Annotated in this window: 16 protein-coding genes and 3 pseudogenes; 10 read left to right on the top strand and 9 right to left on the bottom strand. The window is 69.0% G+C overall.

Features of this window, described 5'->3' with window-relative positions; genetic code table 11:
- Positions 1-248 precede the first annotated feature (248 nt).
- From ACRDTB_RS06580 to ACRDTB_RS06555, 6 genes and pseudogenes are all read left to right on the top strand, one after another.
- Complete coding sequence (locus ACRDTB_RS06580; RefSeq protein ID WP_431429060.1) at positions 249-1,079, top strand: AfsR/SARP family transcriptional regulator; 831 nt, start codon at positions 249-251, stop codon at positions 1,077-1,079.
- A 138-nt stretch (positions 1,080-1,217) separates the two neighbouring features.
- Entirely contained in the window at positions 1,218-1,466 is a 249-nt protein-coding gene (locus tag ACRDTB_RS06575; RefSeq protein WP_431429059.1) for a hypothetical protein, read from the top strand.
- Between the two features lie 276 nt (positions 1,467-1,742).
- Positions 1,743-2,571, top strand: a pseudogene (locus tag ACRDTB_RS06570) (MFS transporter); the annotation flags it as partial.
- Between the two features lie 397 nt (positions 2,572-2,968).
- A pseudogene (locus ACRDTB_RS06565) lies at positions 2,969-3,601 on the top strand (AAA family ATPase); the annotation flags it as partial.
- Positions 3,602-4,399: 798 nt separating this feature from the next.
- A complete protein-coding gene (locus ACRDTB_RS06560; RefSeq protein ID WP_431429066.1) occupies positions 4,400-5,947 on the top strand; it encodes a helix-turn-helix transcriptional regulator in 1,548 nt (515 codons plus the stop codon).
- A gap of 198 nt (positions 5,948-6,145) precedes the next feature.
- Positions 6,146-8,143, top strand: coding sequence for a helix-turn-helix domain-containing protein (locus ACRDTB_RS06555; protein ID WP_431429065.1), 1,998 nt, complete (start codon positions 6,146-6,148; stop codon positions 8,141-8,143).
- Between the two features lie 22 nt (positions 8,144-8,165).
- On the opposite strand, the gene ACRDTB_RS06550 is transcribed toward ACRDTB_RS06555, so the two are convergent.
- The 8 genes from ACRDTB_RS06550 to ACRDTB_RS06515 all read right to left on the bottom strand — a co-directional run bounded on the left by ACRDTB_RS06550 (position 8,166) and on the right by ACRDTB_RS06515 (position 19,521).
- Entirely contained in the window at positions 8,166-8,741 is a 576-nt protein-coding gene (locus tag ACRDTB_RS06550) for a GTP-binding protein (RefSeq protein WP_431429063.1), read from the bottom strand.
- Positions 8,742-8,754: 13 nt separating this feature from the next.
- On the bottom strand, positions 8,755-9,192 hold the full coding sequence (locus tag ACRDTB_RS06545; RefSeq protein ID WP_431429058.1) for a DUF742 domain-containing protein: 438 nt from the start codon (positions 9,190-9,192) through the stop codon (positions 8,755-8,757).
- A gap of 1 nt (position 9,193) precedes the next feature.
- Entirely contained in the window at positions 9,194-9,616 is a 423-nt protein-coding gene (locus ACRDTB_RS06540; RefSeq protein ID WP_431429057.1) for a roadblock/LC7 domain-containing protein, read from the bottom strand.
- A 10-nt stretch (positions 9,617-9,626) separates the two neighbouring features.
- A complete protein-coding gene (locus ACRDTB_RS06535) occupies positions 9,627-12,644 on the bottom strand; it encodes an ATP-binding protein (RefSeq protein WP_431429056.1) in 3,018 nt (1,005 codons plus the stop codon).
- Positions 12,634-13,836: a hypothetical protein gene (locus tag ACRDTB_RS06530; protein ID WP_431429055.1), complete on the bottom strand. Its 1,203-nt coding sequence runs from the start codon at positions 13,834-13,836 to the stop codon at positions 12,634-12,636. The genes ACRDTB_RS06535 and ACRDTB_RS06530 overlap by 11 nt, the downstream gene beginning before the upstream one ends.
- Positions 13,833-15,275, bottom strand: coding sequence for an ammonium transporter (amt, locus tag ACRDTB_RS06525; RefSeq protein ID WP_431429054.1), 1,443 nt, complete (start codon positions 15,273-15,275; stop codon positions 13,833-13,835). Before amt ends, ACRDTB_RS06530 begins: the two co-directional genes overlap by 4 nt.
- 1,314 nt (positions 15,276-16,589) lie before the next feature.
- The gene (locus ACRDTB_RS06520) at positions 16,590-16,940 is read right to left on the bottom strand and encodes a YbaB/EbfC family nucleoid-associated protein (protein ID WP_431429053.1); all 351 of its coding nucleotides are present in this window, start codon (positions 16,938-16,940) and stop codon (positions 16,590-16,592) included.
- 1,438 nt (positions 16,941-18,378) lie between these two features.
- Positions 18,379-19,521: an NAD(P)/FAD-dependent oxidoreductase gene (locus tag ACRDTB_RS06515; RefSeq protein WP_431429052.1), complete on the bottom strand. Its 1,143-nt coding sequence runs from the start codon at positions 19,519-19,521 to the stop codon at positions 18,379-18,381.
- A 340-nt stretch (positions 19,522-19,861) separates the two neighbouring features.
- On the opposite strand from ACRDTB_RS06515, the gene ACRDTB_RS06510 reads away from it, so the two are divergent.
- From ACRDTB_RS06510 to ACRDTB_RS06500, 3 genes are all read left to right on the top strand, one after another.
- Positions 19,862-20,017, top strand: coding sequence for a hypothetical protein (locus tag ACRDTB_RS06510; RefSeq protein ID WP_431429051.1), 156 nt, complete (start codon positions 19,862-19,864; stop codon positions 20,015-20,017).
- A 523-nt stretch (positions 20,018-20,540) separates the two neighbouring features.
- Positions 20,541-23,486 (top strand): hypothetical protein, encoded by a 2,946-nt coding sequence (locus ACRDTB_RS06505; protein WP_431429050.1) that lies wholly within the window; start codon positions 20,541-20,543, stop codon positions 23,484-23,486.
- 449 nt (positions 23,487-23,935) lie between these two features.
- On the top strand, positions 23,936-24,688 hold the full coding sequence (locus tag ACRDTB_RS06500; protein WP_431429049.1) for an endonuclease/exonuclease/phosphatase family protein: 753 nt from the start codon (positions 23,936-23,938) through the stop codon (positions 24,686-24,688).
- A gap of 250 nt (positions 24,689-24,938) precedes the next feature.
- Here the strand turns inward: ACRDTB_RS06500 and ACRDTB_RS06495 are convergent, their stop codons facing one another.
- Positions 24,939-25,814 (bottom strand): sulfite exporter TauE/SafE family protein, encoded by an 876-nt coding sequence (locus ACRDTB_RS06495; RefSeq protein ID WP_431429048.1) that lies wholly within the window; start codon positions 25,812-25,814, stop codon positions 24,939-24,941.
- Positions 25,815-26,337: 523 nt separating this feature from the next.
- On the opposite strand from ACRDTB_RS06495, the pseudogene ACRDTB_RS06490 reads away from it, so the two are divergent.
- Positions 26,338-26,484: pseudogene (locus tag ACRDTB_RS06490) on the top strand (transposase); the annotation flags it as partial.
- Positions 26,485-26,616: the final 132 nt, after the last annotated feature.

Genomic DNA, 26,616 nt, shown 5'->3' with positions numbered 1-26,616 from the left:
GCTCTCGCGCCGGCTTGTCACGCTTGCGTGGACTCACAAGGTCCGATGTCATCACTCACAGTGCCCATCCCGCCAGACCTTCGGCCCGGCGTGTCGGGCCGGAAACACCGATCTTGGAACAGTCCCGTTCCTCTTGACACCGCTGGGCAGTGGGTGCCGATAGGGGTGGGGCGAACAACCATCCCGAGCACATAGTGGTGTCGGGTCGACACGGTCACATTCCGGCCGGGAGCCTCTAACCTGCCGATATGATCTTGACTGGGCCGCGGCGGGGGCGGCGGTTGGTGGTACGCACGCTCGGCGATTTCCACGCGATCCGGGACCGCGTCGAGATCACCCCCGGCGCGTGGGGGCGGCGCAAGGCGCGGGAGCTGCTCTGGTTGCTGTGCGCGCGGCCGGGACACGCGGTCAGCCGCGAGTCGGCGGCCGGTCTGCTCTGGCCGGACGCGCCGTCGAGATCACAAGCGGGCCGGCTGCGGGTGACGCTGCACGCGCTGAACCAGGCTCTCGAACCGGACCGGACGCCCCACGCCCCGACGGCGTTCATCCATGCTGACGCGGACCTCATCAGGCTCGACTCCGCCGTGTGGCTGGACATCGACGAGTTCCACCGGCTCGCCCGGTTGGCCGGCGCGGAACGGGATGCGGCGCGCATGGCCGGTCTGGCCAGAGCCACGGTCGCGTTCTACCGGGGCCCGTTCCTCGCCGACGCCCCGTGCCTGGAGTGGGCGCAGTCGATCCGGGAGGCCGCGCAGGCGACCTACCTCGATCTCGCGGTGCATGCCGGGCGGGCCGAGCTCGCGGCCGGGATGGTCGGGCGCGCGGCGGCACTGGCCCGGTCGGTGATCTCCACCGACCCGTATCGGGAGGTCGCCTACCGCCTGCTGGCGCAGGCGTGCCTCGCCACTGGTGATCCGGCCGCTGCGCGTGCGGTGTTCGTCACGTGCCGGGCGCGGCTGGCCGCCGACCTCGGGGTTCGTCCGTCGTGGACCGTCGACGCGCTGGCCATGCCCCGGCCGCGCGGCACGGTACCGACGACGTCCGTACCGCTGCCCCGACGACACAGGGAGTATCAATGATCATGCCAAGCCGTTCGGGCGTCCTTGGCATCGGTCTTGCCCTCCCCGACGAACGCTCCGGCCGCTGGTGCGACACCAGCGCGTTCGCCACCGCCGCGCCGCGCTTACCGGTGCTGGCTGCGTGCCGCCGACGACCAGGTGATCAAGCGACAGCTCGGCATTCGACTCGGCTCGCTCGGGCAGGTGCCCGGCTGGCCGGGTGCGGCGATGTTCTCGCCGCAGCCCCAGGTTGCCCAGACCGAGGCCATGCCGGCCAGGTGCGCGGCGGCCGGCGGCGAGGTGATCAAGGCGGAACCGCCCGACGCCGCACACGGCCTGGTCGTCGGGCGGCCGGCCGTGGTGGGCCGGCTGCTGGACGAGCACGTCCGCCGAGCCGGCCCGCGGTAGCCCGGTCGTGCCGGCGACGAGGGACTTGGCGGTCGCGGCCGGCGATGGGACCGTGCTGCACGTCGAGGTGACCGGGGCGGGCGCACGGGCACGGCGGACCGGCTGGTGCCCTACGCCAACGCGGCACCGCCGCTGGCCCGGCTGCTGGTGACCCCGGCGGGTGCGGGCACCTGTGCTGGGTCGAGCTCGCAGCACCTCCGACCTCGCGAGAGGGCCTGCGATGTCTACCTCCCGGCAGTGGCACACTCCCCGATCCGCACGGTGGTCGCCGCGAGCATGATCGGCACCACCGTCGAGTGGTACGACTTCTTCTCTTCGGCTCCGCGGCCGCACTGGTCTTCAACGAGCTGTTCTCCCCGAGTTCGACCCGCTGGTCGGCACGATCCTGGCGTTCGCGACCTATGCGGTCGGGTTCGTCGCCCGACCGCTCGGCGGGTTGGTGTTCGGGCACTTCGACGACCGGATCGGGCGCGAGCGGATGCTGGTCGTCAGCCTGCTGATCATGGGAGTAGGCACTTCGCGATCGGCCTGCTGCCGGCTGTCGCAGGGTTTCGCGGTTGGTGGTGAGTGGGGCGGCGCGGTACTGATGGTCGCCGAGCACGGCGACCCGCGCCGCCGTGGTTTCTGGTCCAGCTGGCCACAAGCCGGCGTGCCGGCCGCCGTTCTGGTGGTCGTCGGGCTGTGGATCCGACTGTCGTGGTCGGAATCGTCGGTGTACCAGCAGGTGCGCGCCGAACTGGAGCGCGGGCGGGGCGAGCAGCCCGCACCAGCGCTGCGGGTGGTGCGGTCGGGCTCAGCAAGGACGTGGCGCTGAACGCGGTGCTCGCGGCCTCGGCCAGCCGGCTGGTCGAGATCCGTTGTTCGGTGCGCTGTCCGACCGGGTCGGCCGCCGGCCGGTCTACTGCTCGGCGCCGGCGCCCTGGTGGTCTGGGCGTTCGGCTTCTTCGTGCTGCTGGACACCAAGTCGACCACCGGGATCCTGCTGGCGATCGCGGTCGGGTTGCTCTGCCACGCGGCGATGTACGGGCCGCAGGCCGCTGAGTTGTTCGACACCGGGGTGCGCTACAGCGGTGCGTCGGTCGGCTACCAGCTCGCGTCGGTGTCGCCGGCAGCCTCGCGGCACCGAGGACGCCGCACCGTGGCGGGCGATAATCCGGGTGGGGGCACACTTGTCCCTGGAAGGAGAGGTGTGGCGGTGGCGGTCAACGAGCATGAGCGCGAGCCCGACAACGGTGGCTCCGCACCGGAGGCCGCACCGGGCGGTGACCCGGTGTGCTGGCTGTCGCGGGTGTGCCCGGAGTGCGGACTGTTCATCGACGGCGAGCTGCCCAAGGTCTGCGGGCGGTGCGGCGCTTGCGTTCCGGCGGATGACGCGGTGACATGACGTGGCGGCGACCGCCGCCACGATCGTCGGCGAAACCGCCGACATCCGTCGTTCCCCTCCCGCGACGCCTACACCCGACCTGGCACCGCGCCATTGCCTGTGTGGTCATCGAACCAGCATGGTGTTGTCGTCCTCGGTCCGTCGGCGAGCCCGACGACCAAGCGGCGAACCCGCGAGCGCGCTGTCGGTTGTGACGTTCGTCTGGCATGGTTGCCACGTGGGACGGAAGGTGAGAATCCGTCTGGGACGGCTGGTGTCTCCGGTGATGGTGCACCGGGACAGGGAGCGGGCCGCGCTGGGTGACGCGCTCGTGGGAGCGCCGACCGTTGTGTGTGTCGCTGGTGAGGCCGGGGTAGGTAAGTCTCGGTTGCTTCGCGAGGTCGTCGGTGCGTTCGTGGACGGCCCCGCCGCCGGCCTGGCCGTGCTGGTCGGGCATTGCCATCCGATCGGTGAGGCGTTCCCTTTCGGGCCGGTCGTGGAAGCGTTGTCCGATGGTGCCGCGGTGCTTGCGCGCCGCCCGCCGCCGGGGCCGTTGGCGGGTGTGTTGCGGTCGCTGGTTCCGGAGCTGGCCGGATGGTTGCCGGCGGCGCCGGCGGCGTCGGGTGACCCTCGGATCGACCGGCACCGGCAGTTTCGCGCCGTGCGTGAGGTTCTCGGCACGGTCGGACCGGCTGTGCTGCTGATCGAGGACCTCCACTGGGCGGACCAGGGCACGATGGAGCTGATCGGCTACCTGACCCGGCAGCCGCCGCCGGACCTGCGCATCGTGCTGACCTACCGGCCGGAGGACCTGCGGGCACAGTACGCGCCGTCCGCGTTCGGCAGCCAGCTCCTCACTGGGGTGTCCTACGTTGAGCTGGAGCTCGCGCCGTTGACGGTCGCGGGTGTGCGAGCGCAGACAGCGGCCATCCTCGGCACGGAAGTATCTCGAGCGGTCGCTGCCTACATGCATCAGCGCACCGCCGGTCTGCCGTTCGCCGTGGAGGAACTGCTGCGGCTGCTGCATGACCGCGGCGAGTCGCCGGCCGATCGGGCCGACTATGGTGCCGAACCGGTGGTGCCGCCTGTCCTTCGCGACTCCGTGCGCGAGCGACTCGGCCGGCTCGGCGGATCGGCTCGGCGGATCGTGTACGCGGCCGCGGTGCTACACGTGCCGAGCCCGCAGCAGGACCTCGTCGGCACTGCCGGGCTGGGTGAGCGCACCGGCGCTGCCGCGCTGTCCGAGGCGTTGGCCAGTGCGCTGCTATGGCCGGGTCCCGCCGGGACGTACTGGTTTCGTCATGCTCTCGCCCTGGAGGCCGCCCATGCGGCGGTGCCCCGACCACAACTGCGCGGTTTGCATGCCGCGGCGGCGCGCGTGCTGCGGCGACTTGACCCGGTGCCGCATGCCCGGCTGGCCCGCCATTGTCGCGCCGCCGGTCAGCTGCGGGATTGGCGCCGTTACGCGGAGGCCGCGGCGGACCGGGCAGCGCAGCACGGCGACTATCCGGCTGCCATCGACTTCTTGATCGAGTTGTTGTCGGCTTCGGCGGTCCCGTCCGCGACGAGGATGAGGCTGGCGGTGAAGCTGGGCCGCGCCGCCGGTACCGGTGTCACAGGTGATCACAACGTCGTGTCGGTACTGCGCAAGGTGCTTACCGACGAACACCTGCCCGCACCGGTCCGTGGTGAGTTGCGGGTGCTGATGGGCATGCAAATCCTCAACGGGCACAGCGACAAACGGGAGGGGCGGGCCGAGGTGCAGCGGGCTGTTGCGGACCTGCGGTCCCGCCCGCACATCGCTGCTCGGGCGCTGTCGGTCATGGCCTACCCGAACCAGACCGAGGAGCATGTGGCAGTACACCTGCGTGACCTGGACCGGGCGACGGAACTGCTGTCGCGCATCGACGACCCGACCCAGCGGCTGGTTGTCGAGATCAACCGGGCGATGGTGCTGTTGAACCTCGGAGACCCGGGGGCGTGGTCCGCGATTGAGGCGCTCTCCGCGCAGGACGAGGTGCCGGCGCAGCGGGTCCAGTTGCTGCGCGGCATGGTGAACTTCGCGTCCGCGGCCGCGCTGCTCGGGCACATCGACCACGCGCGGCGGTTCCTGGCGAGGGCGGCGGAGCTGCGGCAGGAGTCGGACGGGGGATTCGTCGACGGGATGGTCGGCGCGACCACGATCCGGCTGAGCTGGCTGACGGGCCGCTGGTCCGACTTGCACACCCAGGTGCGGCGCCAACATCGCGAATGGACCAGCATGGCCGTCGAGGCCCAACTGGTGAGCGGTCTGCTCGCGCTCGCCCGCGGCAATCTGGTGGCGGCCGACCGCGATCTGCGGGAGGTACTGGGGATGACCGGGCCGGCCCTGTGCGGGCCGGAGCCGGCCATGGCCGGCTCAGCGCTCGCCCGGTTGCTGATGTCCCGGGATGAGACGGCGTCCGCGGAAGCCGAGATCGACAGGCTGGTCGACCTCGCACGACGCAAAGGTGCCTGGGCGTGGTCGTCCCCACTCGTGCCGGCCGCGGTCGCCGTGTATCTGCGGGCGGGCCGGATCGTGGACGCGGACGCCCTGGTCGACGAGATGGGCGCCGGGGTCGCCGGACTGGATGCCCCGCTCGCGCACGCGCGGCATCGTGACGCGCGAGCCCGGCTTTCCGTCGGATGCGGCCGGCACGGTGAGGCGACGACCGAGTTCTGTGCGGTGGCAGACACCTACCGGAGCCTGATGCTGCCGTACCTTGCGGCGCAGGCGCTTGAGGCGGCCGGCCTGTGCCGGTACGCGGACGGTGCGGATGGAGCGACCGAACTGCGCGCCGCCTTGGCGGAGTTCGAGCGTCTCGGCGCCTCGTGGGACGCCGGACGCTGCCGCGGCTTGCTGCGGCAGCGGGGGGTCGTCGTGACGCATCGGAGGGGCCGTCGCGGTTACGGCACGGCGTTGTCGCCGCGGGAGCGCGAAGTCGCCGCGCTTGTCGCGGTGGGCAACACCAACCGGCAGATCGCCGCGGCGTTGTGCCTGTCCGAACGCACGGTCGAAGAGCATGTCGGCAAGGTGCTGCGCAAGCTCGATATCCGGTCCCGGCGCGAGCTCGCCACCCGGATGGCGCCGACCGCGTAATCAACCCGTACCGCCCCGGGTTGCAACCGCCCGCGCACCGCACCACTGTCGATCCCGACATTGATCCTGGACAGCGGTCCTGACAGGCCTGCGCGCAGGAGGTCAGATGAGGCGTCCGTGCTCGGGCTTTCGCCGCGGGTCAGTTGTGTCTACCTCTCGTCCCGGTCCCGTCCCACCTCAGGTTCGCGAACCCGGGTGATGCGCAACGGCGGAGATCAGCTGCCTGCCCGGGTGGTGGTCGTGAGTCCTAATGCGACGCCGCGGGCGGCGATTCGCATGGCCCAGCAAGATTGGCCTGCTCCCACGGTTCGGACGCTCGTCGAGTTGCTCGATGAGGAGGCTCCGCCGGAGGTGTTCGAGGAGCAGCTTCGGGTTGCGCGGGAGGAGGGGGCGTCACCTGAGGTGGTCGAGCGGTTGCGGGTGGAGGTTGTGGCGGCGTTGCGGGTGCGGTCGAAGCTGGCGCGGCATCATCTGCGTGAGGCCGAGTTGCGGGCGCTGTATGAGACGGCGACCGATCTGACCGGGATTCGGGATGTGGATGCGGTCTTGGCGGCGATTGTACGGCGTGCACGGATGCTGCTGGGTGCTGATCTGGCGTATTTGAACCTGGTTGATGACGAGCGGCAGGATGTTTACATCAAGGTGACCGACGGGTCGACGTCAGCGCGGTTTCGGGCGATTCGGTTGCCGTTGGGTGTCGGGCTGGGTGGGCTGATGGTGCAGACCGCGACGCCGTATGCGACGGGTGACTATCACAGCGATGACCGGTTCGTGCACGGTGATTCGGTTGATGCCGCGGTGGCCGAGGAGGGGGTGCACGCGATCTTGGGTGTGCCACTCGTGTTGGGGGGCCGGGTGATCGGTGGTTTGCTCGCGGCGAACCGGGCTCCGCGTCCGTTCCCTCCGGACGAGATCGCGCTGGCCACGTCGCTGGCCGCGCATGCGGTGGTGGCGTTGGAGAATGCTCGTCTGTTCCAGTCCAGCCAGACGGCGCTTCGTGAGCTGGACCGGGCGAGGGCGTTGGTGCAGCGGCACGCCGAGGCGGTGGAGGTGGCGGCGAGTGCGCATGATCGCCTCAATGCGGTGCTGTTGCACGGTGGTGATGCCGCCGATGTGGCGGAGGTGGTGGCGGAGGTGCTCGGTGGGTCGGTCGCCGTGCTCGACCCGGACGGCACGGTGCTGGCCGCGGCGGCGGATGTGGACGAGTCTCTGCTGACGGCGGCGCGGCAAGTCCGGTTGTCCGGCCGCACGGTCGCGTTGGACACCAGCGACGGGCGCTTGTGGTTGGCACCCGCGATTGCCGGCTCGGACCACCTGGCCACACTGGTCCTCGGTGAGCACGCAGAGTTGCCGGAGTCGGATCGGCGTGTCCTGGAGCGTGCGGCCGTGGTCACCGCGTTGTTGTTGCTGTTTCAGCGGTCGGTGGCCGATGCGGAGCACCGGGTCCGGGGCGAGTTGCTGGCGGACGTCCTGGCCTACCCGGAACGCGACTGTGCGATGTTGCGGGAACGGGCGCGGCGGCTGCGGGCCAACCTGGACGATCCGCACGCGGTGGTGGTCGCTCGGGCGGAGGAGATCGACAGCGGCCGCGCGCTGGCCGCGGCCGCGCGACTCGCCATGGATCGACGTGGCCTGGCCGCACTGCGCGACGGTGAGGTGGTGCTGACGCTGCCCCGAGTCGCCCCGACCGACGCGGCACGGCTGGTCGTGCGTCGGCTCACCGAGGTGCTGGACTGCACGGTCACCGCCGGCGGGGCCGGTCCCGCCGCCGGGGCGCGCCCCATCCGGGACGCCTACCGCGAAGCGCACCAGTGCCTGTCCACGCTCCTCGCGCTGGGACGCCGGGGTGAGTCGGCCGATGTGCGGGGGCTGGGCTACGTCCGACTGCTGTTCGGCCCGCAGGAACCCCAGGACGTGGACGCGTTCGTGCACACCCAGCTCGGCCCACTGATCGAGCACGACGCGCAGAAGGGCAGCGAGCTGGTCAACACGCTGGAGGCCTACTTCGCCGCCAACCGCAACCTCAACCGCGCGCGCACCGAGCTGCACGTGCACGTCAACACCGTCGCACAGCGCCTGGACCGGATCACCGCACTACTCGGCCCGGACTGGCGCGATCCACTGCCCGCCCTGGAACTGCAACTCGCGCTACGGCTACGCCGCCTCCGCCCGACGCTGGGCGATGACCCCGACTGAGCAAGTTCACCTGCCATACGCATCAGCGCTGCGCGCGACCCAGTGTGCGGTCGAGAACGGCGAGCAACGCGTCGCGGACCGAGAGCCTGTCACGGGCGTCGAAGCTCACAAGTGCTGTGGCCTCGTCGATGTTCAACGCCCAGCGGATGGCGTCGAATTCATGGTGCAGCTCGCCGTCGAACATGTTGACGCCCACGACGAACGGTAGCTCGAGCTGTTCGAAGTAGTCGACCGCCGGGAAGCAGTCGTCCAGCCGGCGACTGTCCACGATGACCAAGGCGCCGAGTGCGCCGTTGGCGAGGTCGTCCCACATGAACCCGAACCTGTCCTGACCGGGCGTGCCGAACAGGTACAGCTTGAGGCTCTCGTCGATGGTGATGCACCCGAAGTCCATCGCCACGGTCGTCGTCGACTTCTCGGGCACCAGTCCGCCGTCGTCGACGTCGGCTGCCACGGACGTCATGACCGCTTCGGTCGTCAGCGGACTGATCTCGGAGATGCTGCCGACGGCCGTGGTCTTGCCCACGCCGAACCCACCGGCCACGACGATCTTGACCGGTACCGGTGCGCGCCGGTCCGATGCGATGTCTGTTGCGATGTCTGTTGATATGTCAGGAGATTGCTTGGAGACCACGGATCACCCTCAGCAATGTGTTGACGTCGTACGACGCATCGACAGGAGCTTCATGGACGGCGAGGTCACCGTCGGCGCTGAGATCGGTCACCAGCACGCGAACCACGCCAAGGTGCAGGTTCAGGGACGCGGCCACCTCCGCCACGGACAACGGCCGGATGCACATCTTCACGATGTCACCCCGCTCGAACGACAGCTGCCGGTGGCGGGCGATTCCACGCGTGGTGGACACGACCTGCGCTTCGATCGGCAGGTCGGTGTCGGCGACGACGCGTCCCCGGGTCTGCAGAAAGGGCCGGGCGATCGCGCTGCCTTTCGGGCCCACGTACCCGTTCGGCCGCGGTCGTCCCAAGTATGGCCGAACGGGCTCGACATCCGATGGATGCCCGTCGAGAAAGGGTTCCTCGCCGGTCATGTCACCCGAGCGAGCTCTTCAACTCGGCGATCAGCCGAGGGCTCAGTGCGACGCTCGCCCGGTTCGCGAACGCCGTCATCTCGTAGGCGACGTTGCCGAGGTTGGCCGCGTTGGACGCGATCACCCCCAGCACCGAGCCCGAGCTGATCGCGGTGACCAGCAGGTAGCCCTGCTCCATGTCGATGATCACCTTGTTCAGCCCGCCGAGCTCGTAGGTCTTCGCGGCACCACCGGCGAGGCTGGTCATACCGGAGACGACGGCGGCCAGGCGCTCCGCACTCGGCATGTCGCCGGATGCCGCGATCGCCATCAACAGGCCGTCCGCCGAGACGGCCACGGCGTCGATCACTCCGGGGGTCTCCGCGGCGAACTTGCCGAGCAGCCAGTTGAAGTTCTGCGCCTCTGTGCTCAGTGCGCGTGTCATGCCAATGACCTCATCGTGTCGTCCCGTCAGCGTCCTGATCAATGTCCGCAATGTCGTCCTCGATGGCTCTCGCGACGCCGGCCTCGAACATCCGCACCGCCTCACGCGCGGCGGCCGGGTCCTCCGACCGCACGTAGAGGACCCTTCCCCTGCGCGTGGGGCGCAGTGCCTCCGGCGGCAACGAGGCTCCCCGCACCCGTCGCGGGAGCTCCTCGGCGCCCGCCGGCCGGGGCGTTCGCCGCACGGCCGGGCCGGCATCGGACCTGTCGCCGGTTTCCCCGGCCCCGCGCAGGAACCACGCGACGGGTGAGCCGGTCGCGGCTGCCGAAGCGCCGCCGACGATCGAGCTGACCGCGTCCAGCACCTGGCGGGCGAGCTGGCGGAACTCGGCGACGGAGATCGCTTCGGGCTCATCGGTCTCCGGCTCTGCCACGTCCTCGTGGAGCGCGTGCCGTGGCAGGCCGGTCCCAGTGTCCGAAGTCTCAGGTCCCGGTGGCTCGCTCCGCATCGCCGGGATCTCGGCCGCGCGCCGTACGCCGGACTCGAACTCGTCCACCAGAGAGCGGGCCGCTTCCGGCGACCGCGCGGCCGTCCACGGCGAGGTCGCGTCCCGCCCCGTGCCCGCCGCGGGCGCACCGCCAGGCGTCCGGGAGTTCCTGGTCAGGTCCGTGTCCGGAACCTGGGCACCGCGAACCCTGCGCGGGAGCCCGGTTTCGGCCGCGGCGGCGTTCTGGTCCGGCAGGGCCTGGGTCTGCCCCGTCCGCTGCCCGATCGAGACCGATTCGATCGCACGCCTCTGGCCGGCCTCGAACTCGTCCACCAGCGACCGGGCGGTGTCCGGCGACGGCGCGGCCGTCCACGGCGAGCTCGCCGGTCGTTCCACGTCCGGCGTCCGCGCCCCACTGGTGCGGTCGGTGTCGGGCAGTTGGGCGCCCCGCACTCGACGGGTCAGGCCGGCCGTCGCCGGCACCGTGCCCGCCTGCTCGGCGACCTGTCCGGATGGTGAGGACGGTGCCGGGGCGGCACTGTGCGCCAGTACCGGGTCGGGTTCCGGCCTGTCCACGCGGTCATCCACCGGCGCCACCGGCGCAGTGCGGTCCATCTCGTCGGTCCGGGTCGTTCGTTCGGTCTGGTCCGCGGTCCGCGAGGTGTCCCCGGTACGGCTCGGCGCGCGCGGCGGCTGGGTGAGCAGCACGTCCGGAGGCAGGACCACCTCCGCGGTGACCCCGCTGCCAGGCGTGGAGTGCAGCCGCACACGGATGCCGTGCCGTCGCGAGAGCCGTCCGACGACGAACAGGCCGAGCACGTTCGTCGGGGCGATGTCGAGTCGCTCGCGGCGGAGGATTCGCTGGTTCTCCCGCGCGAGCTGCTCCTCCGACATGCCGAGGCCGTAGTCGATCACGTTGATCCGCAGACCGGTGCCGGTGATGACGGCGTTGACCTCGACACCCGTGCTCGGCGGGGAGAACGAGGTGGCGTTCTCCAGCAGCTCTGCGAGCAGCAGGACCACATCGGAGGCCACCCGAGGGCGCACGAGGACGTCGTCGAGCTCGCCGATCTCGACTCGCTGGAAGTCCTCGATCTCGCCCAGCGCGGCACGCACCAGCTCGGCGGCCGGCATCGGTGTCTCGGCGATCTCCTGGTCGTCCTTCGCCCCGGACAACACGACCAGGCTGTTCGCGTTGCGGCGCAACCTGTTGGTGAGGTGATCGAGCCGGTACAACCGGCGCAGCAGCTCGGAGTTCTGCTCGTTTTGTTCCAGCGTGTCGATCAGCGAGAGCTGGCGCCCGACGAGGTTCTGCGTGCGCCGCCCGACGTTCCCGAACATCACCGCGACGTTGCGCCTGCTGGCCACCTGCCGTTCCAGCAGCAGCGCGGCAACCGCCTGGACCCGGTTGATAGCCGCGGCCAGGTCGCCGATCTCGTCGGCGGTGCGTACGTCGACCGCCGCGAGCCGGGGCGGCCCCTGCTCGTCGTCGTCCTCGTCGGCGACCCGGATCAGTTCGGCGTTGGCCAGCTCGGAGACTCGGTCCGCGGCCAGTGTCAGGCGCCGCAACGGTTTGGCGACCGAGCGGCTGATCCGGACGCTCAGCACGAGAATCGTGACGACCAGCCCCAGCGACAGCACGCCGAACACGGTGGCCGCGACCGTCGCACGCCGTTGCTCGGCCGCCTCCCCGGCCGCGGCATCGCGGGCGATCGCGTCCTCGACCGGCCCGCGCAGGGCCAGTCGCGCATCCGTGGCGTCCAGCGTCCGCGCCACCACTGTCGCACGCCCTTCGGAACGCACGAACCCCGCTGGGTCGTTCTGGAACCGGACACGCAGGTCGTCGAGCCGCCGCGCACCGGGACCTCGCTCGAGTTGGGTGACCAGCTCGCTCCCGCTGGGCGGGGCCAGCCGCGCGAACTGGTCGAGGTAGCTGCGTTCCACCGCAGACACGCGGGCGACGTCGGTGGCCTGCGCGCCGACGCTGCCTTGGTCGCCGGCGGCGGCCAGCATCGTCGCGCTGGCGCTCGTACTCTGCGCACCGGCCTGCAGCAGCAGATCGACGGGCCGGGCACGCGGCTCGCCGGCGAGGTCGAGTGCGTCGGTCACCTCGTCGACCGCGTCGCGGTACTCGGCGCCGGCCTCGTCCACGGTGACCGCCCTGGCCAGCACGTCCGCGCGCGTACGCTCCAATGTGTCCAGTGCCTCGATGCTGGCCCGCAGCGCGGAGGTCAACGAGGTCCCCAGCGCGGCGGTCGTGTCGGCAGCTCTGTCCCGTGTGGACTCTGCCTGGATGACCAGCGGTCCGCCGGTGCTGTCCGGCAGCGCGAGATAAGCCGTGGCGAGCAACCACTCCCGCTCGAGGTCGCGCAGCACGGGGGCGACGGCGCCGGCCGCGCGGAGTTTCGCGGCCACGACGGAGTCCTCGTGCGCCTGCCGCGCCTCGTTGGCCACCAGCGGCACCGTCGTGAAGACGATGGCGACCAGCGGCACGATGACGAACAGGTTGAGCTTTTCGCCGACCAGCAACCTATTCAGCATCGTCCGGTTCCTGTCGGCTGCGCTGCACGGCCCGCCCGACCCGGACCAGCTCGCCGTGGCCGAGCAGGGTCCGGGCATCGAGCAGCACGAGGTCGTCGTCCTCGGACACGGCCGCCGCCGACGCGTCGTCGTCCTCGTCCTCAGCCACGACTACGGACGATCGCCGGTCGCGTTGCGCCGGCGGCAGCAGCCACAGGCCCCACAACACACCGCCGAACGCGAGCACCGCGGCGATGATCACGCCGACCAGGTCCGCGGTGACGGTGCCCTGCCGGTCCGCGAGCCGGGTGTCCAACTCGGCCAACGTGACCTGGCCGAGCTCCACCGCGGCCTTGCTGAGCTGGTCGCGTCCGGACACCACCACGCCGGGCAGCGGCGGGGACTCGCCCGCGTCGACGAGCTGCTCCACCGGCGCGACATCACCGGCCGCCGTGCGGAACGCGTCCGCCCGGCCGATCAACGCCGGATCGAGCTCATCGGCTCCGGTCGCGCCCAGGGCCGTGCGCAGCATGTCGTCCGCGGCCGCCGCCGAACTCGCCAGCCGCTCCCTGGCCACGGACGACTGGGTCGCGTAGCGCGCCCGCTGGTCTTCCTCGGCGCGGTCGGACAACATCACCAGATCGGTGTAGCGGCCCGCGTCGATGAGCACCAACGGCAGTTGCAGGGCCGACCTGGCCAGCCGGTGAGACCCCGGGTCGCCGCCCACCGCGAGGCCGGAGCTGTCGCTGACCTTGGCGATCAGTGCCAGAGCGAGGTCGCTGACATCGGCGAACGCGCGGTACGCGGCGGCCCCGCCTGGCGACGTCTTCACCAGCTCGTTGATCCGGTCACGCAAGGCGGTCCACCGCGTGGTGCTGCCCAGCCGCGCGCCGTGCTCCGCGTCGGCCGCGCCGACGTCGGCGAGCGCGTCCCGCACTTCCTCGACCGGAATCTGGTCGAAGCGCACCGCCGCCGACTGCGCCGAGGACACAGCCGCGACCAGCGGCACCACTGGACGCAGGTAGGCCACCCCGCGCCGCTCGGCCGCGACGGCGTCCGCCGCGGCGGACGAGCCCAACCACGCCCGCACCACGATGTAGCCAACCGGTACCACGATCAGGGCCATCACGATGACGGGCACGAGCATCCGGCGTGCGGGCGACGATCCGGCGGCCAGGCCGCGAACACGTGTGCCGCCAGCGTGCGCGGTCATCGACGATTCCCGTCGAAGTCGGCGGGATTCCACGGCGATCCCCGATTCGGCTGGTCCGGAGCCTGTGGCGGCGCTTGCCGCGGCCAGGCCGGCGATGGCGTCCGTGGTTGCGGTCGCTGCGGCACGGCATCGGTTCCGGTGGCGGGCCTGGCCACGGCGGCCACCGGCCGGTTCGAGTTCGCCAGTACACCCGCCTCGTACGCCGCCTCACCGTGCACCGTGAGGTCGAGGCCGGCCTGCTCGGCACGGGGTGACACGCGGTTGCCGATCAGGCGCCCGACGAGCACGCCGATCCCCATCGTGGCGCAGAAGGAGTAGAGCGCCACGACGAGCACCGCCAGCGCCTGCTTGCCCAGCAACGAGTACCCGCCCCCGTAGAACAGACCGTCCGCGCCCGCCGAGTTGACCGAGGTGGTCGCGAGCAGACCGACCATCAGCGAGCCGAGCATGCCGGCGACCAGGTGCACACCGGCCACATCCAGTGAGTCGTCGAAACGCAGCCAGGTCTTCAACGCCACGGCGAACGCGCACAGGGCGCCGGCGAGCATCCCGACAACCGCCGCGCCGATCGGCCCGATGAAGCCCGCGCAGGGAGTGACCGCGACCAGACCGGAGACCACGCCGGACGCCGCACCGAGTGTCGTCGGCTTGCCGTAGCGCAGCTTCTCGACTGCGATCCAGGACAGCAGCGCGGCGGCGGCCGCGGTGTTGGTGTTGACGAAGGCGTATCCCGACAGCGCGTTCGCGTTGAGCGCCGACCCGGCGTTGAAGCCGAACCAGCCGAACCACAGCAATGCCGCGCCGAGCACGACGAAGGGCAGGTTGTGCGGTGGCATCGCCCGCTCCGGCCAGCCGCGCCGGCGGCCCAGCACGATCGACAAGGCGAGCGCGGCCGCTCCAGCGTTGACGTGCACCAGTGTGCCACCGGCCCAGTCGAGCACGCCCAACCCGGCGAGCCAGCCGGTCGGCGAGAACACCCAGTGCGCGACGGGCGAGTACACCACGACTGTCCACAATGTAATGACGATGACACAGGACCCGAACTTCCAACGGTCCGCGGTCGCCCCCGTGATCAGCGCTGCGGTGATCACCGCGAACATCATCTGGAAGGCGACGTAGACGACCGGCGGGATCGACATGGCGGCCTCATCGGTGAAACCGGGCACGACCTCGTCGAGATTGGCCAGCCCGGCGAAGTGCAGGCCGCCGAGCACGCCGTTGGCACCACCGAACGCAAGGCTGTAGCCGATCAGCATCCAGAGCACGCTCACCAACGCCATCACGACGAGGTTCTGCATGAGCATGCCCAGCACGTTCTTGGCCCGGACCATGCCGCCATAGAAGAACGCGAGCCCGGGGGTCATCAGGAGGACGAGCGCGGCGCTCGCCAGTATCCACGCCGTGGCACCGCTGTTCACCGCTGTGAAGTCGAACGGCATGCGCTCTCCCGTGAACGACTCTCGGCCGAGACAATGGCGGAGAGGCTAGCTACGGGAATCGGTCGCGTCAGTGGCTCTTCGACCCATCAAGAGACCCTCCGACAGTGGACTCGGACCACCGACCCGGCGCGGATTTCCGGTGCGGACAGAACCGCGACGTTACCCACCGGGTCGCGTCAGCCCGTCCTCGGCGGCACCCCGACGCCAGGACGACCCGATCGGTGCGCACGAGCGCGTCCGCGCGGCGCGTCGGGTCGAAGCTGGTGTCCGTCGTGCGGTGTCCGCGCCAGTGAAATCCCCGTAGGCTGCCGTTTACCCGCCCCGCTGGTGGCCATCGAGTTCCCCGTTGGTGGCCAGATATCTCCCCGGTGATCATGTCCGGGTGCTGGTTGATCAACATCGGCCGGTTGGTCGGGTGTGACCACCACACGATGGCCCCGGTATGTGCAGTTGCGGGCGGCGTTGCCGTACCAACAGTGGGTGCCCTCGCCCACCACCACGCCCGACCAACCGCGGTCCGACCGCCTCGACTCGGCCAGCAAGCGCGATGCTCAGCGAGCGATGCCGTGCGTCGCGACCGTTGATCGACGAAGCAGCCGCGGCCGACGGTCGCGATCCGCGCGACCTCCGCACTGTCTTCAAGCCCGCACCTCACCATTCGCGGTCATGAAGCGACGAGGTCTCGTTCCACACTGCGATGGCACCCCCACACGGGTGCTGTCCCGATGGGCGTGCTGGATCTCGAGCCGGATCTCTCACCATCGTGCTCCCCCCAGCGCGGCTGTCCATTGTGGGCACGAGCTCGTGGACCACCGACGATCCCGACGAGGTCGAGGGTCGCCGGATCCCGTCCAAGCCAACCTGACGGAGGGAGCGCAGCTGGTTCCGGCGGTCGCCGGGTACCGCGGCGTGGTCGACCGTGCGCCCGCTGATCGAGCCCGGCGCGGACACCGGCTCCGGCCGGGAGGCGTCCGTCGATCTGGCTGCGCCATGCTCGGCGTGAGCGCGTCCTGCCGCGCCGCGGAGACCGCCCTCCTGCCCACGCCGCGTACGAGTACGACGTGCCCTGCCGAGCCGGCATGAGCGTGCTGGGCACGCTGACCTCGATCCGCACCCACCAGGACCCGGACCTGACGGTGCGGCACTCGTGCCAGTACGCCTCCCTGCTGCACGTCGCCCACCGGCATCGGTCTGGTCGCCTACCCGCACCTCATCGCGATCGCCGGCAACCCGGCGTTCCTCGCCCTGGACGTGGTGTGGGTGACCCAGGTCGTGACCGGCACGCCCCTGACGCCTTGCTTGCCGGTCGTGTTGCTACGCGGCGTCCGGTGACGTGAGCAGGGATGTGATGCGGGCCCTGGTGGTGTCGCCGAGTTTCAGTAGCGCGTCGTTGACCGCTTCGGCGACGACCCTGCCGAGGTCGTCCGTGGTGCGGTGGTGGGGCTGGTCCGGGTCGATGGTGATGTCGACGAGCTGTCCGGTGCCTTGCATGGTCGCGGTGACCATGTTGTCCCGTGAGTGGCCGTGGACGATCACGTTCTCGATGTCATGCTGAACCTGCGCCATCGCGTCCCGCAGCCGATTCAGTCCCGCGATCAGCTCGCCGGAGGTGGGCAAGCAGTCGCCCGCATCGCCACTCCCGCCGCCAAAACGGTCGCCGCTCATCGGTGACTCCAATCGTCCTGTCGTTCCACTGTTGCCCCGGTGGGGACGACGTCGTGGCCGCGACCGCCTGCGAACGGTTGCTATCCATAGTGGAGCAACGTTCGGGTGTACCGGGTCGAGTGGCACGCGGAACCGGCCGAGGACGGCGGAGAGCCGGCCTCGGGGCCGCGTGGGGACGTTCGGATCCGTGCCACCACCACGTCCTGTACCCGACTCGTCCATAGCGGACTCGATGGCACGAACGCCGATACCCAGGGAGATCGCCATGTCCAGGTTTCGCGCCGTCTCCGCGTGTTGGCTGGACGGCTTCGGGCGGTGCGCGTGGTCCGGCCCTGACGAAAGGTTCAGCACCGACAGGGCCACCGTCGGCGAAATGTCCATCGCGGCGAGCACCGCTGCCAGCGCGGTGCCATACAGCGGTCGGCGCTCTGCCGGGATCTGCTTGTCAGTCACCGAATCCTCCCGCCAGTCATGGCGGCCAAGTCACGGACGGTGGTGGTCGTGTCAGTGGCCCCGGCCGGGTCGAATCTAGCCAGCCACCGGGCGTGGTGACAGCGGTCGGTCGTCGCCAGACCTTTGGAGCAGGCGGTGCGTCCATTCGGCCGTGGACCTCGCGGATCGGGTGATTTCGTCGACCCCACCCAAGCACGCCCTGTGGTTGGCACGTCGGAATCGGCGAACGATTGGTCGTCGGCAAAGCCGCGGTCGGCGGGCGACCACCAGGCAATCAGCGACGCTCCCAGTGCGCGCACCACCACGAACAACGGCCACATCCGAAACACAGACACACCCCACCGCGAGCCCACCTGACAACGCCCGTCGATCGTCACACCGAATACGTAGCTGCTCAACGGCACTGTCCGCATCAGGCCACCAGGCTCACCAAGCCGGCGCCCGCACGACCAGCCTCGCCGCCCGGAATTCGCCGACGAGGGCACCGGCCGGCGGAGGGTCCAGGTGTCCGCCGGGCACCCCGATCTCCGACAACGCCGCCAGGTCGCCCCGCCAGCCATGTCCCGCACCCGCTCGGCGTGCGCGTTCGGGTCGGTCGCGTGCCCATCGCCTTCACCACCCGCTGACCAGTGACACCAGTCGCGGCCCGAACGTGTGCAGGTCCTCCTGCGGTTCGCCCGTGTTGTAGCCTCGGGCGGCTCCGAGTCGGCCGGGTGCAGCAGCAGCTGGCTCAGACTCTCCGGCTGCCCCTCGTTGAGGGCCGCGCCGACATCGCCGAGGTGGTCGGCCTGACGGAGGACTCCGTGGGTACCACCCACCTGCTGGGGCCGGGGACCGACCTCCGAGGTCGCCATGATGACTCGGTCGCGAGTGTCCTGCTGGCCTCGCCGCGAGTTGGGCGCTCACCCGCAAGGTCGCGGTCTGACCCCCCGCGCGCAGCCGAGCCAACACCGCGGCCGCGGTGCAGAGCCTTTGGCCGGCTTGTTCAGAGGTGGCCTCGCACTGTGGTGTACGGATGATCGCCGACGAGCGGGGCGCCATCGGCGAAGCGGCTCAACCGGAAGTCGTGCAGGTGCACGTGCGGGATCCCGGGTGCACCGTCGATGACCATGTCGGCGACCAACCGGCCGACGGCCGGGGAGAGCTTGAACCCGTGACCGGAGAATCCGGCGGCGACGAACAGACCGTCGCCGACCCGATCGATGATCGGGTTGAAGTCCGGCGTGACGTCGTAAATGCCTGCGTACCCACCGGTGATCCGAGGGTCGAGCAGACCCGGAAGCCGGTGGGCCATCTTCTCGGCGGCGAGCTCGCTGTCGACACCGTTGGAGTAATGGTCCGGGTCCGCGTACTGCGGATCGGTGTGGTCGGCATTCCCCCACAGCAGCTCGCCCGACGGCTCGGGCTTGATGTACTGAAGCGATACCAGGTCACCGAACACCGGAGGGTGGTCGGGCGAGTCTCGACCGGGCCGTACGAGCACGATCTCTTCCCGCTGCGGTTGGATCGGCAGCTCCAGCCCGACCGTAGCCGCCAACTCTCGCGACCACGGCCCGGCCGCCAACACGACCAGGTCCGCGCCGAGCTGTTCGCCGGTCACGAGCTCGATCCCGACCGGGTTCGTGGTGAGCCTGGCTACCGGCGTGTGCCGGCGGATCGCCGCCCCGTTCCTCCGAGCCAACTGGGCGTAGGCCATCCCCAGCTGATACGCATCGCCGTACCCCGCCCGCCGTTCGTGGGCGAACACCGCGAAGTCGTCGATGCGCGCCGCCGGCCACAGGGCCCGAACACCGTCATGGTCGATGGTGTGCGAGTCGATGCCGAGTTCCTGGTGCATCGCCACGTTATGCCGCAGTGCCGCCTCGTTCTCCGGTCCGACCCCGATCAGATAGCCGACTCGGTGGAACCCGACCGCCTCGCCGAACCGTTCGTGCTCGGCCACCGAGTACCAGGCCATCGCCGCCAGCGACCGTACGGTGTAGTGGCACCGGACCACGCCACTGGACTTCGCCGTCCCGCACGCGCACAGCTCCCCACGCTCGAGCACCGTCACCTCGCAGCCACGGTCGGCGAGGTGGTAGGCGATGCTGAGTCCCTCCAGCCCACCCCCCACGACAAGGACCTTCATCCACGATCCTCCTCGTCTCGATGTCACTCCACGCGGTGGCCGCCGGCTAATCGCGGTGGGTACCACGATGCCGTGAACGGACGCCAACACCAAGGTGGTGTGCAGCAAGACGTCCATCGGGGAACGATCATGACGATGGCTGGTGTGGCCGGCGGCGCTGAGCAGGTTGATGTCGCCCTCGCGGACTTGTGCGGGCGAGGAAGGGCGAGCTCGAGAGTGAGGTCCGGCCACAACGCGTCGACGACGCGATCGCGGTGCGGCCTTCCGCCAGGGGTGCGCGCCAGCGGATCACGAGCGCGGCCGCGTGGCGGCACTGGCACACCGGCTCGCGGGAGCCGGTGTGCCAGTCACCAGAACGCTGGCCGGACGAGTCGCGCCAGACGCACTGCGCACCACGGAAGCCGACCTCGTCGCCCTGCGTACTCTCAACCAGCGGCTCTTGGTCGAGAACAGCAAGCTGCTCGACACCAACGCAAACACGTCCAGAACCCGCTGACTCGCGCAACCGGCACCATCACATGTCGTTCCGATAGTCGGTAAAATGGAGGGCCCACGGGGCCACCACCGACAGTTGAAGGTTTCTCCGGATTCTGTATATGTCATGAGAAATCGAGCCTCTCACTGGATATTTTCTGGTCGGGTCCGGAGACAATCCGGCAGCACCGGAATGGCTCGAAAATTCACACGGTTGGTGGCGCCGGTCGTCAGCAACGGAGCGGGTCGCCAACTCCTCATTCACCATCACGCGGTGGTCGCCGGTCTCGGCGTTTTCCGAGCGTGCGATGTATGACAGCGACGGCCGTCAGCAGCTGCACAATCGCCGTTCCGAGTTCGAAGGCATTTGTCATGTCGTGGCTCCATCCGCCGCGTTGTCAGGTCTGACATCACGGTGGCTGCTGTGCTAGACACGAGCGGGAACTTCGAACGGGTCCGAACATCGAACACGGGACGCGACTGGTCACAGCCATGGCGGCCAGCCACGCCTCGAAGAGACGTCGAACGCGAGGGGTACATACGAGATGGCGTCAACGGCAGAGGAGGGCAGCCCACTCCAGCAGTTCTGCGCGGGACTCAAGGCGCTGCGGACCGAATCCGGCCTGACTTGCGAGCGCCTTGCCCGCCTGATGACGCCCGACCTCGCTACGCAGGGTAAGTCGGCGAGTACTGGTCGGGTCAACGAGATCGAGAACGGGCGCAACATCAACCGGGCACCCAACCTCGACCTGGTGCTGGCCTGGGTGCGAGCCTGCCGCGCCGAAGCGGCGAGGCAGAAGCGGCCGCTGTCGGTGTCGACCGACCTCATCTACTGGGAAAAGCGACATGAACGCCTTGTAGCCGAGCTCGCGCCGGCACCGCGGTGGCGGCGCCAGACATCCCGGTCGTCACCCGCGCAGCGACTGCACCATCTACTGCATTCCCGGCCCACCCCGCAGGTCGACGAGGACCGCCGCCTGCCCTCGTACTATCTGGACCCGGCACGCCGAGTCGCGGGGTTCGTGGCTCGACCAGAGCTGGTTGAACTGCGCCAATGGTGCGAGCAAGACACGGCACAGACTGTGCGTCTCGTCCACGGTCCAGGAGGCGCGGGCAAGACGCGCCTCTCGATCGAACTCGGTGCGCTACTCGATCGTGAGCCCGACTGGTTCGTCGGACATCTCACCAGCCGACCGCTCGGCGACCTAGACGCACTCGCCGACGCGCTGGCCGGTGTCGAAGCGAGAGTGCTGCTGTGCGTCGACTACGCCGAGGACTGGGCTTACGAACTGCCGAAGTTCCTCGCCAGGATGGCTGGTGCGCGCCTGGAGAATGTTCGCATCCTGTTGCTCGCCCGCACGGTCGGCGCCTGGTGGCGAACCCTCACCAGCAACCCCGACGTCGGACACCTGGTCGACAGCGAGCCGATCAGGCTCGGCGAGATCCACGCTGGGACGGACCGGCGCGAATTGCTGACACTGGCCTACCGTGACTTTTACGCCGCTGTGTTCGATCGGCCGCCCAAGTCAATGCCCACAGTCCTCGCATCCGAGCCAGCGGGAGACCAAAGCATTCTCGGTATGCACGCCGCCGCCCTCAGCGTAGTTCTACACGAGAAGGAGCATGGAGAGCCTCCACCGCGCATCGATCCGTTGGGGCCACTCCACGCGGTTCTCGGACACGAACGGCGCTGGTGGGCGAAATGGCTCCGCGCTCAGAACGCCGCAATGGATCCAGCCCACGTGACATTCGGCGAGATCGTGGACCGGATACTCGCAGTTCCCGCTCTTTACCTTGCCGCTGACGTCTCGCAGGCCGAGCGGGCGCTCGCCATCGCGCTCGACGGGTTCCCGGTGTCGGAGGTGTTCAAGAGCCACTTGGCGGCGACACTGCATGAGGTGTACCCAAGTTCGGTTACAGACCGATACTGGGATCCACTACGGCCAGACCGGCTCGGCGAGACGCTCGTGCTGGACACAGCGGCCACGGCAGGGAGCACCGAGTATTGCGTTGACACCGTCTGCCGACCGTTCACGGAGACGGTGACCACCGTACAGGCGGTCCATACGCTGCTCGTGCTGACCCGCGCATCAGACCTCGCAGCCGCTTCGACCAGCGCGGGCAACCCAACACTCGCGCAAGAGCGCACCATCGAGTGCATTCGCACTCTTCTACATCAATTTCCTGAGGTATTCATCCCGGCCAGCAGCACCATCGTCGCCGGTCTCGCCAACCCCGAACCAATGATCGAGATAATCCGGCCGCAGATCAGATCGGCATCCAGCGAGGCGGCTCGCCTCGCCGCCGAACACCTACCGGCAACGCAGGAGGTGCTGGCGCCGCTGGAAGTCGCACTCTGGCAGCACCACCTCGACACACTTGGCACCGACGCCAGCGCGAACGAGATCGGTTACGCCCACTATTGGCTGGGTGAGGCGCACGAACGTGCCGGCGCGGCCGAAGCGGCGCTGGTCGCGGCCCGGGCAGCCGTGGAGTACTACGTGCAGGCTGTCGGCTCTGGACGTCACGACCTCCTTGCGAGTTTGGCCGATGCACGCTCGGCCCTGGCGAGCCGAGCGGACGAAGCTGGTCTACACGAGGAAGCCGACAACCAGATCACCCGAGCGATCGACGACTACCAGGATTTGATCGGCTCGGGGCAAGAACACCACCTTCGATCGCTGTACTGGGCAGAGGCCTTCAAAATCCGATCCTCGAAAACGAGACCAACCTTTCATCAACTTGAGGTGCTGTACGAGCACGAGGACGCGCTACGACGCGAGCTAAACGACTTTCTGAGGTCCAACATGCCGCACGAGGTCGCCTCAAAACTAGTGTCCGAATCGTACGGGCCGCTTCTGGCGGGAAGCGGCGAGGCTATTCTTGTTCCTGTTGGTCACTCTGTTGGACCGCTGTTCACGGACGAGAGCGGCCGTCCGGATTCTTACGAAATCCGGTACGCGGATGGCATTTTCGGCATCGACCACGAAGAGCTGAGGGTGTGGGCACTCGCACACGGCGACCCGGCGACGATCAACGAGGACCCGCCGTGTCGCGAACGAGTGCACCGTAAAGCCACCGAGATGGACGCGCCAAAGGTTACCGAAGTTGTCGACCGCCTGGTTGAGTTCGGACTCGTTGTCGAGCTACCGCTTAACGCCGAACAGATGCAGAAATTCGCCTATACCCATCAAGTCGATCCCCTGGCAGTGGGATTGGGCAATACTCCGGAAACCCCGCACTACTTCCAGATCGGACTTCCGGGTGCACCGCGGGTAAACGTCGGGCACGACGCCTACCATCTGTGGATGTTCGCGCACCGACACGCTTCGCTGTGGGATGCCGTCGAGTATGTGGTCTCCGACCGCCGTCGGGAGTCTGTGGCTCGTTCCGGAAGCGAGACCGACCCGAACCAGGTGCTGAAGCACTTTATCGATGCGCTTCCCGCACTGCTCGCCACCTCATGCGCCTACGTGGATCGCGTCCGGTAAGCGACGCTCGCGTTACATTCACCTATAGCTGCCAATGACGTGTCGTCGATACGCGCACCTCGCTGCCCGTGGGTAGCTCGTCCACGTTCATACCAAAATTGCGTTCGAACAGCCGCGTGGTCGCCGGCCACACCTCCCCAATCGAACTCCGCAAACTCCTCGAACGTCAGCCGACGCTCTCGAATCTTCTGTCCATGTCGCACCACCAAGATCGTGGAGCTGATCCCAACCTGATGACATGGTGACTTCAAGTCACGCACACGTCATCACCGACGGTCACCAAGCCGTGAAGGACATCCGCACCCGGCGCAGAGATTCTCCGGTTCCGCCGGACAGCATAAGACCAGCATCGCGCGGGTTCGGTAGTGCCTTGAGCGTTCGGTCTCAGGTCATGCGACTGCCGGTTGTGGGTGTGCTGGGATTTCTGCTTATGTCTTGGGGTGAACCGCGTGATCACCGTCCTGACGACGTTCGCGCTGTTGGCCGTGCCGTCGGCGACTGCGACGAGCGCCGGAGCCACGATCACCGTGCTACAGCTCAACATCTGTCACGGTGGCATGAACCACTGCTATCGAGACGACGCGGTGTTGACCAAGGCTACCGACGTGATCAGGTCAAGCAAGCCGCAGGTGTTGTCCGTGAACGAGGCGTGTTCCGGTGACATCGACCGGCTGCGACCGGCCATGGGGCCCGCACGGGCCCTGTTCGTCGCCGCACGCAACCTGGACGGCACACCCACTCTGTGCCGGGGTGGTAACCAGCAGTACGGCAACATCATCATGGTCGCGGCAAGATTCGCCGGCACCACCGAGCAGTCCGGCGTGTACAACGCCCAGTACACGGCCGCGGACGGCCACAAGGAACTGCGGTCCTGGGCGTGCCTGCCCGCCCCCACACTCAGCGCCTGCACCACCCACCTGTCCTCGGACCACGCACCAACCGCCCTCGCGCAATGCCAGGACCTGATGCGCCGCGCAGCCCGCTATCCGCGGCCAACCATCGTCGTCGGTGATTTCAACCTGCACAACCAGGACTCCCCGAGCATGCAAGACTGCGATCCCACCGGGTTCTCCCGCCGGGGCGACGGAACCGTCCAGCACCTGTACGCCAGCAACGACCTGGCGTACAGCACGACCACCAAGATCGACATGATGGACACCACCGACCACCCCGGCTTGCTGATCACCCTGACACATCCCTAACCCACCGCCACCGCCACGGCCTGGCCAAGCTGGTCAGGGTATGGGCCCAGTCAGAGGCGGCGAAGACGGCCACCTTGCCGACGACGGGCAGGGGCGCGATCCGGCCGGCGACGACGCGTCCAACGTGGAAACCCGCCTTGTGGTGCCGTCGGGCGCGAGGACAACAGTTGCCGCCGGCACAGAAGTGACCGCTGACTGTTCCCACCCACGCGGGCGAATCCCACGCCCGGGATTCCCGACCGCGGCCCGGTCACCCGGACCCTGCGGTCGACCCGCTGGTCCGCCGGACCCGGACCAGCAGCAGTGGTATGGCCACGGCGATCATGCCGGCGCTGACCCACAGCACCACGGTGTCGGGTGCGCCGAGCAGTTTGAGCGCCGAGGCCATCAGCACGATCAGCAGCGCTGACCGGATCAGTCCGGCGGGCGCTCGGGACGACAACCTTGCCCCGAGGTAGACGGCGGGCAGCGCGCCCAGCAGCAGCGTCGTCGTCAGGTGGAACTCGACGTTGCCGAACAGCAGGTGCCCCAGCGCAGCCGAACCCACCAGCGGGATCGCCTGCATCAGGTCGGTGCCGACCAACCTCGCCATGGTGAGGCTGGGATAGAGCAGCATCAGCGCGACGATGATCAGCGAGCCGGAGCCGACGCTCGTGACTCCGACCACGAGCCCGCCCACGAATCCCACGAGAACGGTCGGCACCGGCCGGACCGCCAGGGTCCCCGTCTTCGGCTCGCGCACTCGGATCCGTACGATGATCCCCCGCACCACGACGGTCGACACGGCCAGCAACAACGCGACGGCCAGTCCGCCACGGATCACCGACTGCAGCGACGCCGGATCGGTCAGCAGGCGCAGCAGGAGTACCGAGCAGAACGCCGCCGGCACCGAGCCGTAGCACAGCAGCCGCACCAGTCGCAGGTCCACGGTGCCGCGCCGCTGGTGCACCGCGGCGCCCACCGGCTTCATGGCCACCGAGGCCACCAGGTCACTCGAGACCGCCGTGAGTGGGTCGACCTTGAAGAACAACACCAGGATGGGCGTCATCAGCGCACCGCCGCCCATGCCGGTCAACCCGACCACGAAGCCGACCAGCCCGCCAGCGAGCACGAGGTGCCAGTCCATCACGCACCCACCGCAGCAGACGTGATCGAGCGCTCGGCCTGAGTCGACATGGTTGACCAAGCTAACCCACGATCCTGGGGTTCGATCAACGACCCACGTTCGGCGGCATTCCCAGGCTGACGTCCGGGCTGTGGTGCACCGGGTCGCAGGCGCGACGCCGGCGGCTGCGCCGCGCCGACCAGCGGTTATCCGAGGTTGAGGGTGAGTGCTCGTCGTCCCCGACGTAAAGTCCGCGGAAGCCCCGCGGATGCCCGCCGGAAACCACATCGGGCTGTACTCGTTCACGTCGTTGGCATAAGCCAGCGCGTGGCCGCCGGGGGCCATACCCCACCACCCGATGATGTGCGGCCCGGTGTAACGACAGACCCTGACCGGTTTGGCAGCTCGACGTCGCCCGGTTCACCTTTGGCGTCGTTCGCCATCCTGGCCTCCCACACGTGGCCCTTGGCATTGCCGGCCCGGCGCGAAGAGCACTCGGTTCGAGCCGCACGTCCGGCTACAGCCAAGGCCAGAACGCGTGGTGGGCCTGTCGGACGCGATCGGCGCGGTGTGGCCACGCACGATCACCCCAACCTGCCTCGTGCACCCGCTGCGCGACAGCTCCCGGTACGCCGGCCGCCAGCACTGGGACGTCATCTCGAAGGCACCCAAACCGGTCTACGCCGCACCCTTGAAGCCGCCGCCAAGCAACGCTGTGGGACAACGCCTGGGCTGCGTTCGCGCACTTCCTCCCGTTCATGAGTGTCTGCCGCTTTGGGCTCGGGAACGAGCTGACCAACTACACCGTCACCGGGTTAGCTGG

Source organism: Actinophytocola sp. (assembly GCF_050699935.1).
GTDB lineage: Bacteria > Actinomycetota > Actinomycetes > Mycobacteriales > Pseudonocardiaceae > Actinophytocola.
This window is presented reverse-complemented; position numbering and strand designations above follow the sequence as displayed.

Coding starts and splice junctions, on each gene's coding strand:
- ACRDTB_RS06580 (WP_431429060.1), top strand. CDS start 249: ATGATCTTGACTGGGCCGCGGCGGGGGCGGCGGTTGGTGGTACGCACG.
- ACRDTB_RS06560 (WP_431429066.1), top strand. CDS start 4,400: ATGAGGCTGGCGGTGAAGCTGGGCCGCGCCGCCGGTACCGGTGTCACA.
- ACRDTB_RS06555 (WP_431429065.1), top strand. CDS start 6,146: ATGCGCAACGGCGGAGATCAGCTGCCTGCCCGGGTGGTGGTCGTGAGT.
- ACRDTB_RS06545 (WP_431429058.1), bottom strand. CDS start 9,192: ATGACCGGCGAGGAACCCTTTCTCGACGGGCATCCATCGGATGTCGAG.
- ACRDTB_RS06540 (WP_431429057.1), bottom strand. CDS start 9,616: ATGACACGCGCACTGAGCACAGAGGCGCAGAACTTCAACTGGCTGCTC.
- ACRDTB_RS06535 (WP_431429056.1), bottom strand. CDS start 12,644: ATGCTGAATAGGTTGCTGGTCGGCGAAAAGCTCAACCTGTTCGTCATC.
- ACRDTB_RS06530 (WP_431429055.1), bottom strand. CDS start 13,836: ATGACCGCGCACGCTGGCGGCACACGTGTTCGCGGCCTGGCCGCCGGA.
- amt (WP_431429054.1), bottom strand. CDS start 15,275: ATGCCGTTCGACTTCACAGCGGTGAACAGCGGTGCCACGGCGTGGATA.
- ACRDTB_RS06520 (WP_431429053.1), bottom strand. CDS start 16,940: ATGAGCGGCGACCGTTTTGGCGGCGGGAGTGGCGATGCGGGCGACTGC.
- ACRDTB_RS06515 (WP_431429052.1), bottom strand. CDS start 19,521: ATGAAGGTCCTTGTCGTGGGGGGTGGGCTGGAGGGACTCAGCATCGCC.
- ACRDTB_RS06505 (WP_431429050.1), top strand. CDS start 20,541: ATGGCGTCAACGGCAGAGGAGGGCAGCCCACTCCAGCAGTTCTGCGCG.
- ACRDTB_RS06495 (WP_431429048.1), bottom strand. CDS start 25,814: ATGGACTGGCACCTCGTGCTCGCTGGCGGGCTGGTCGGCTTCGTGGTC.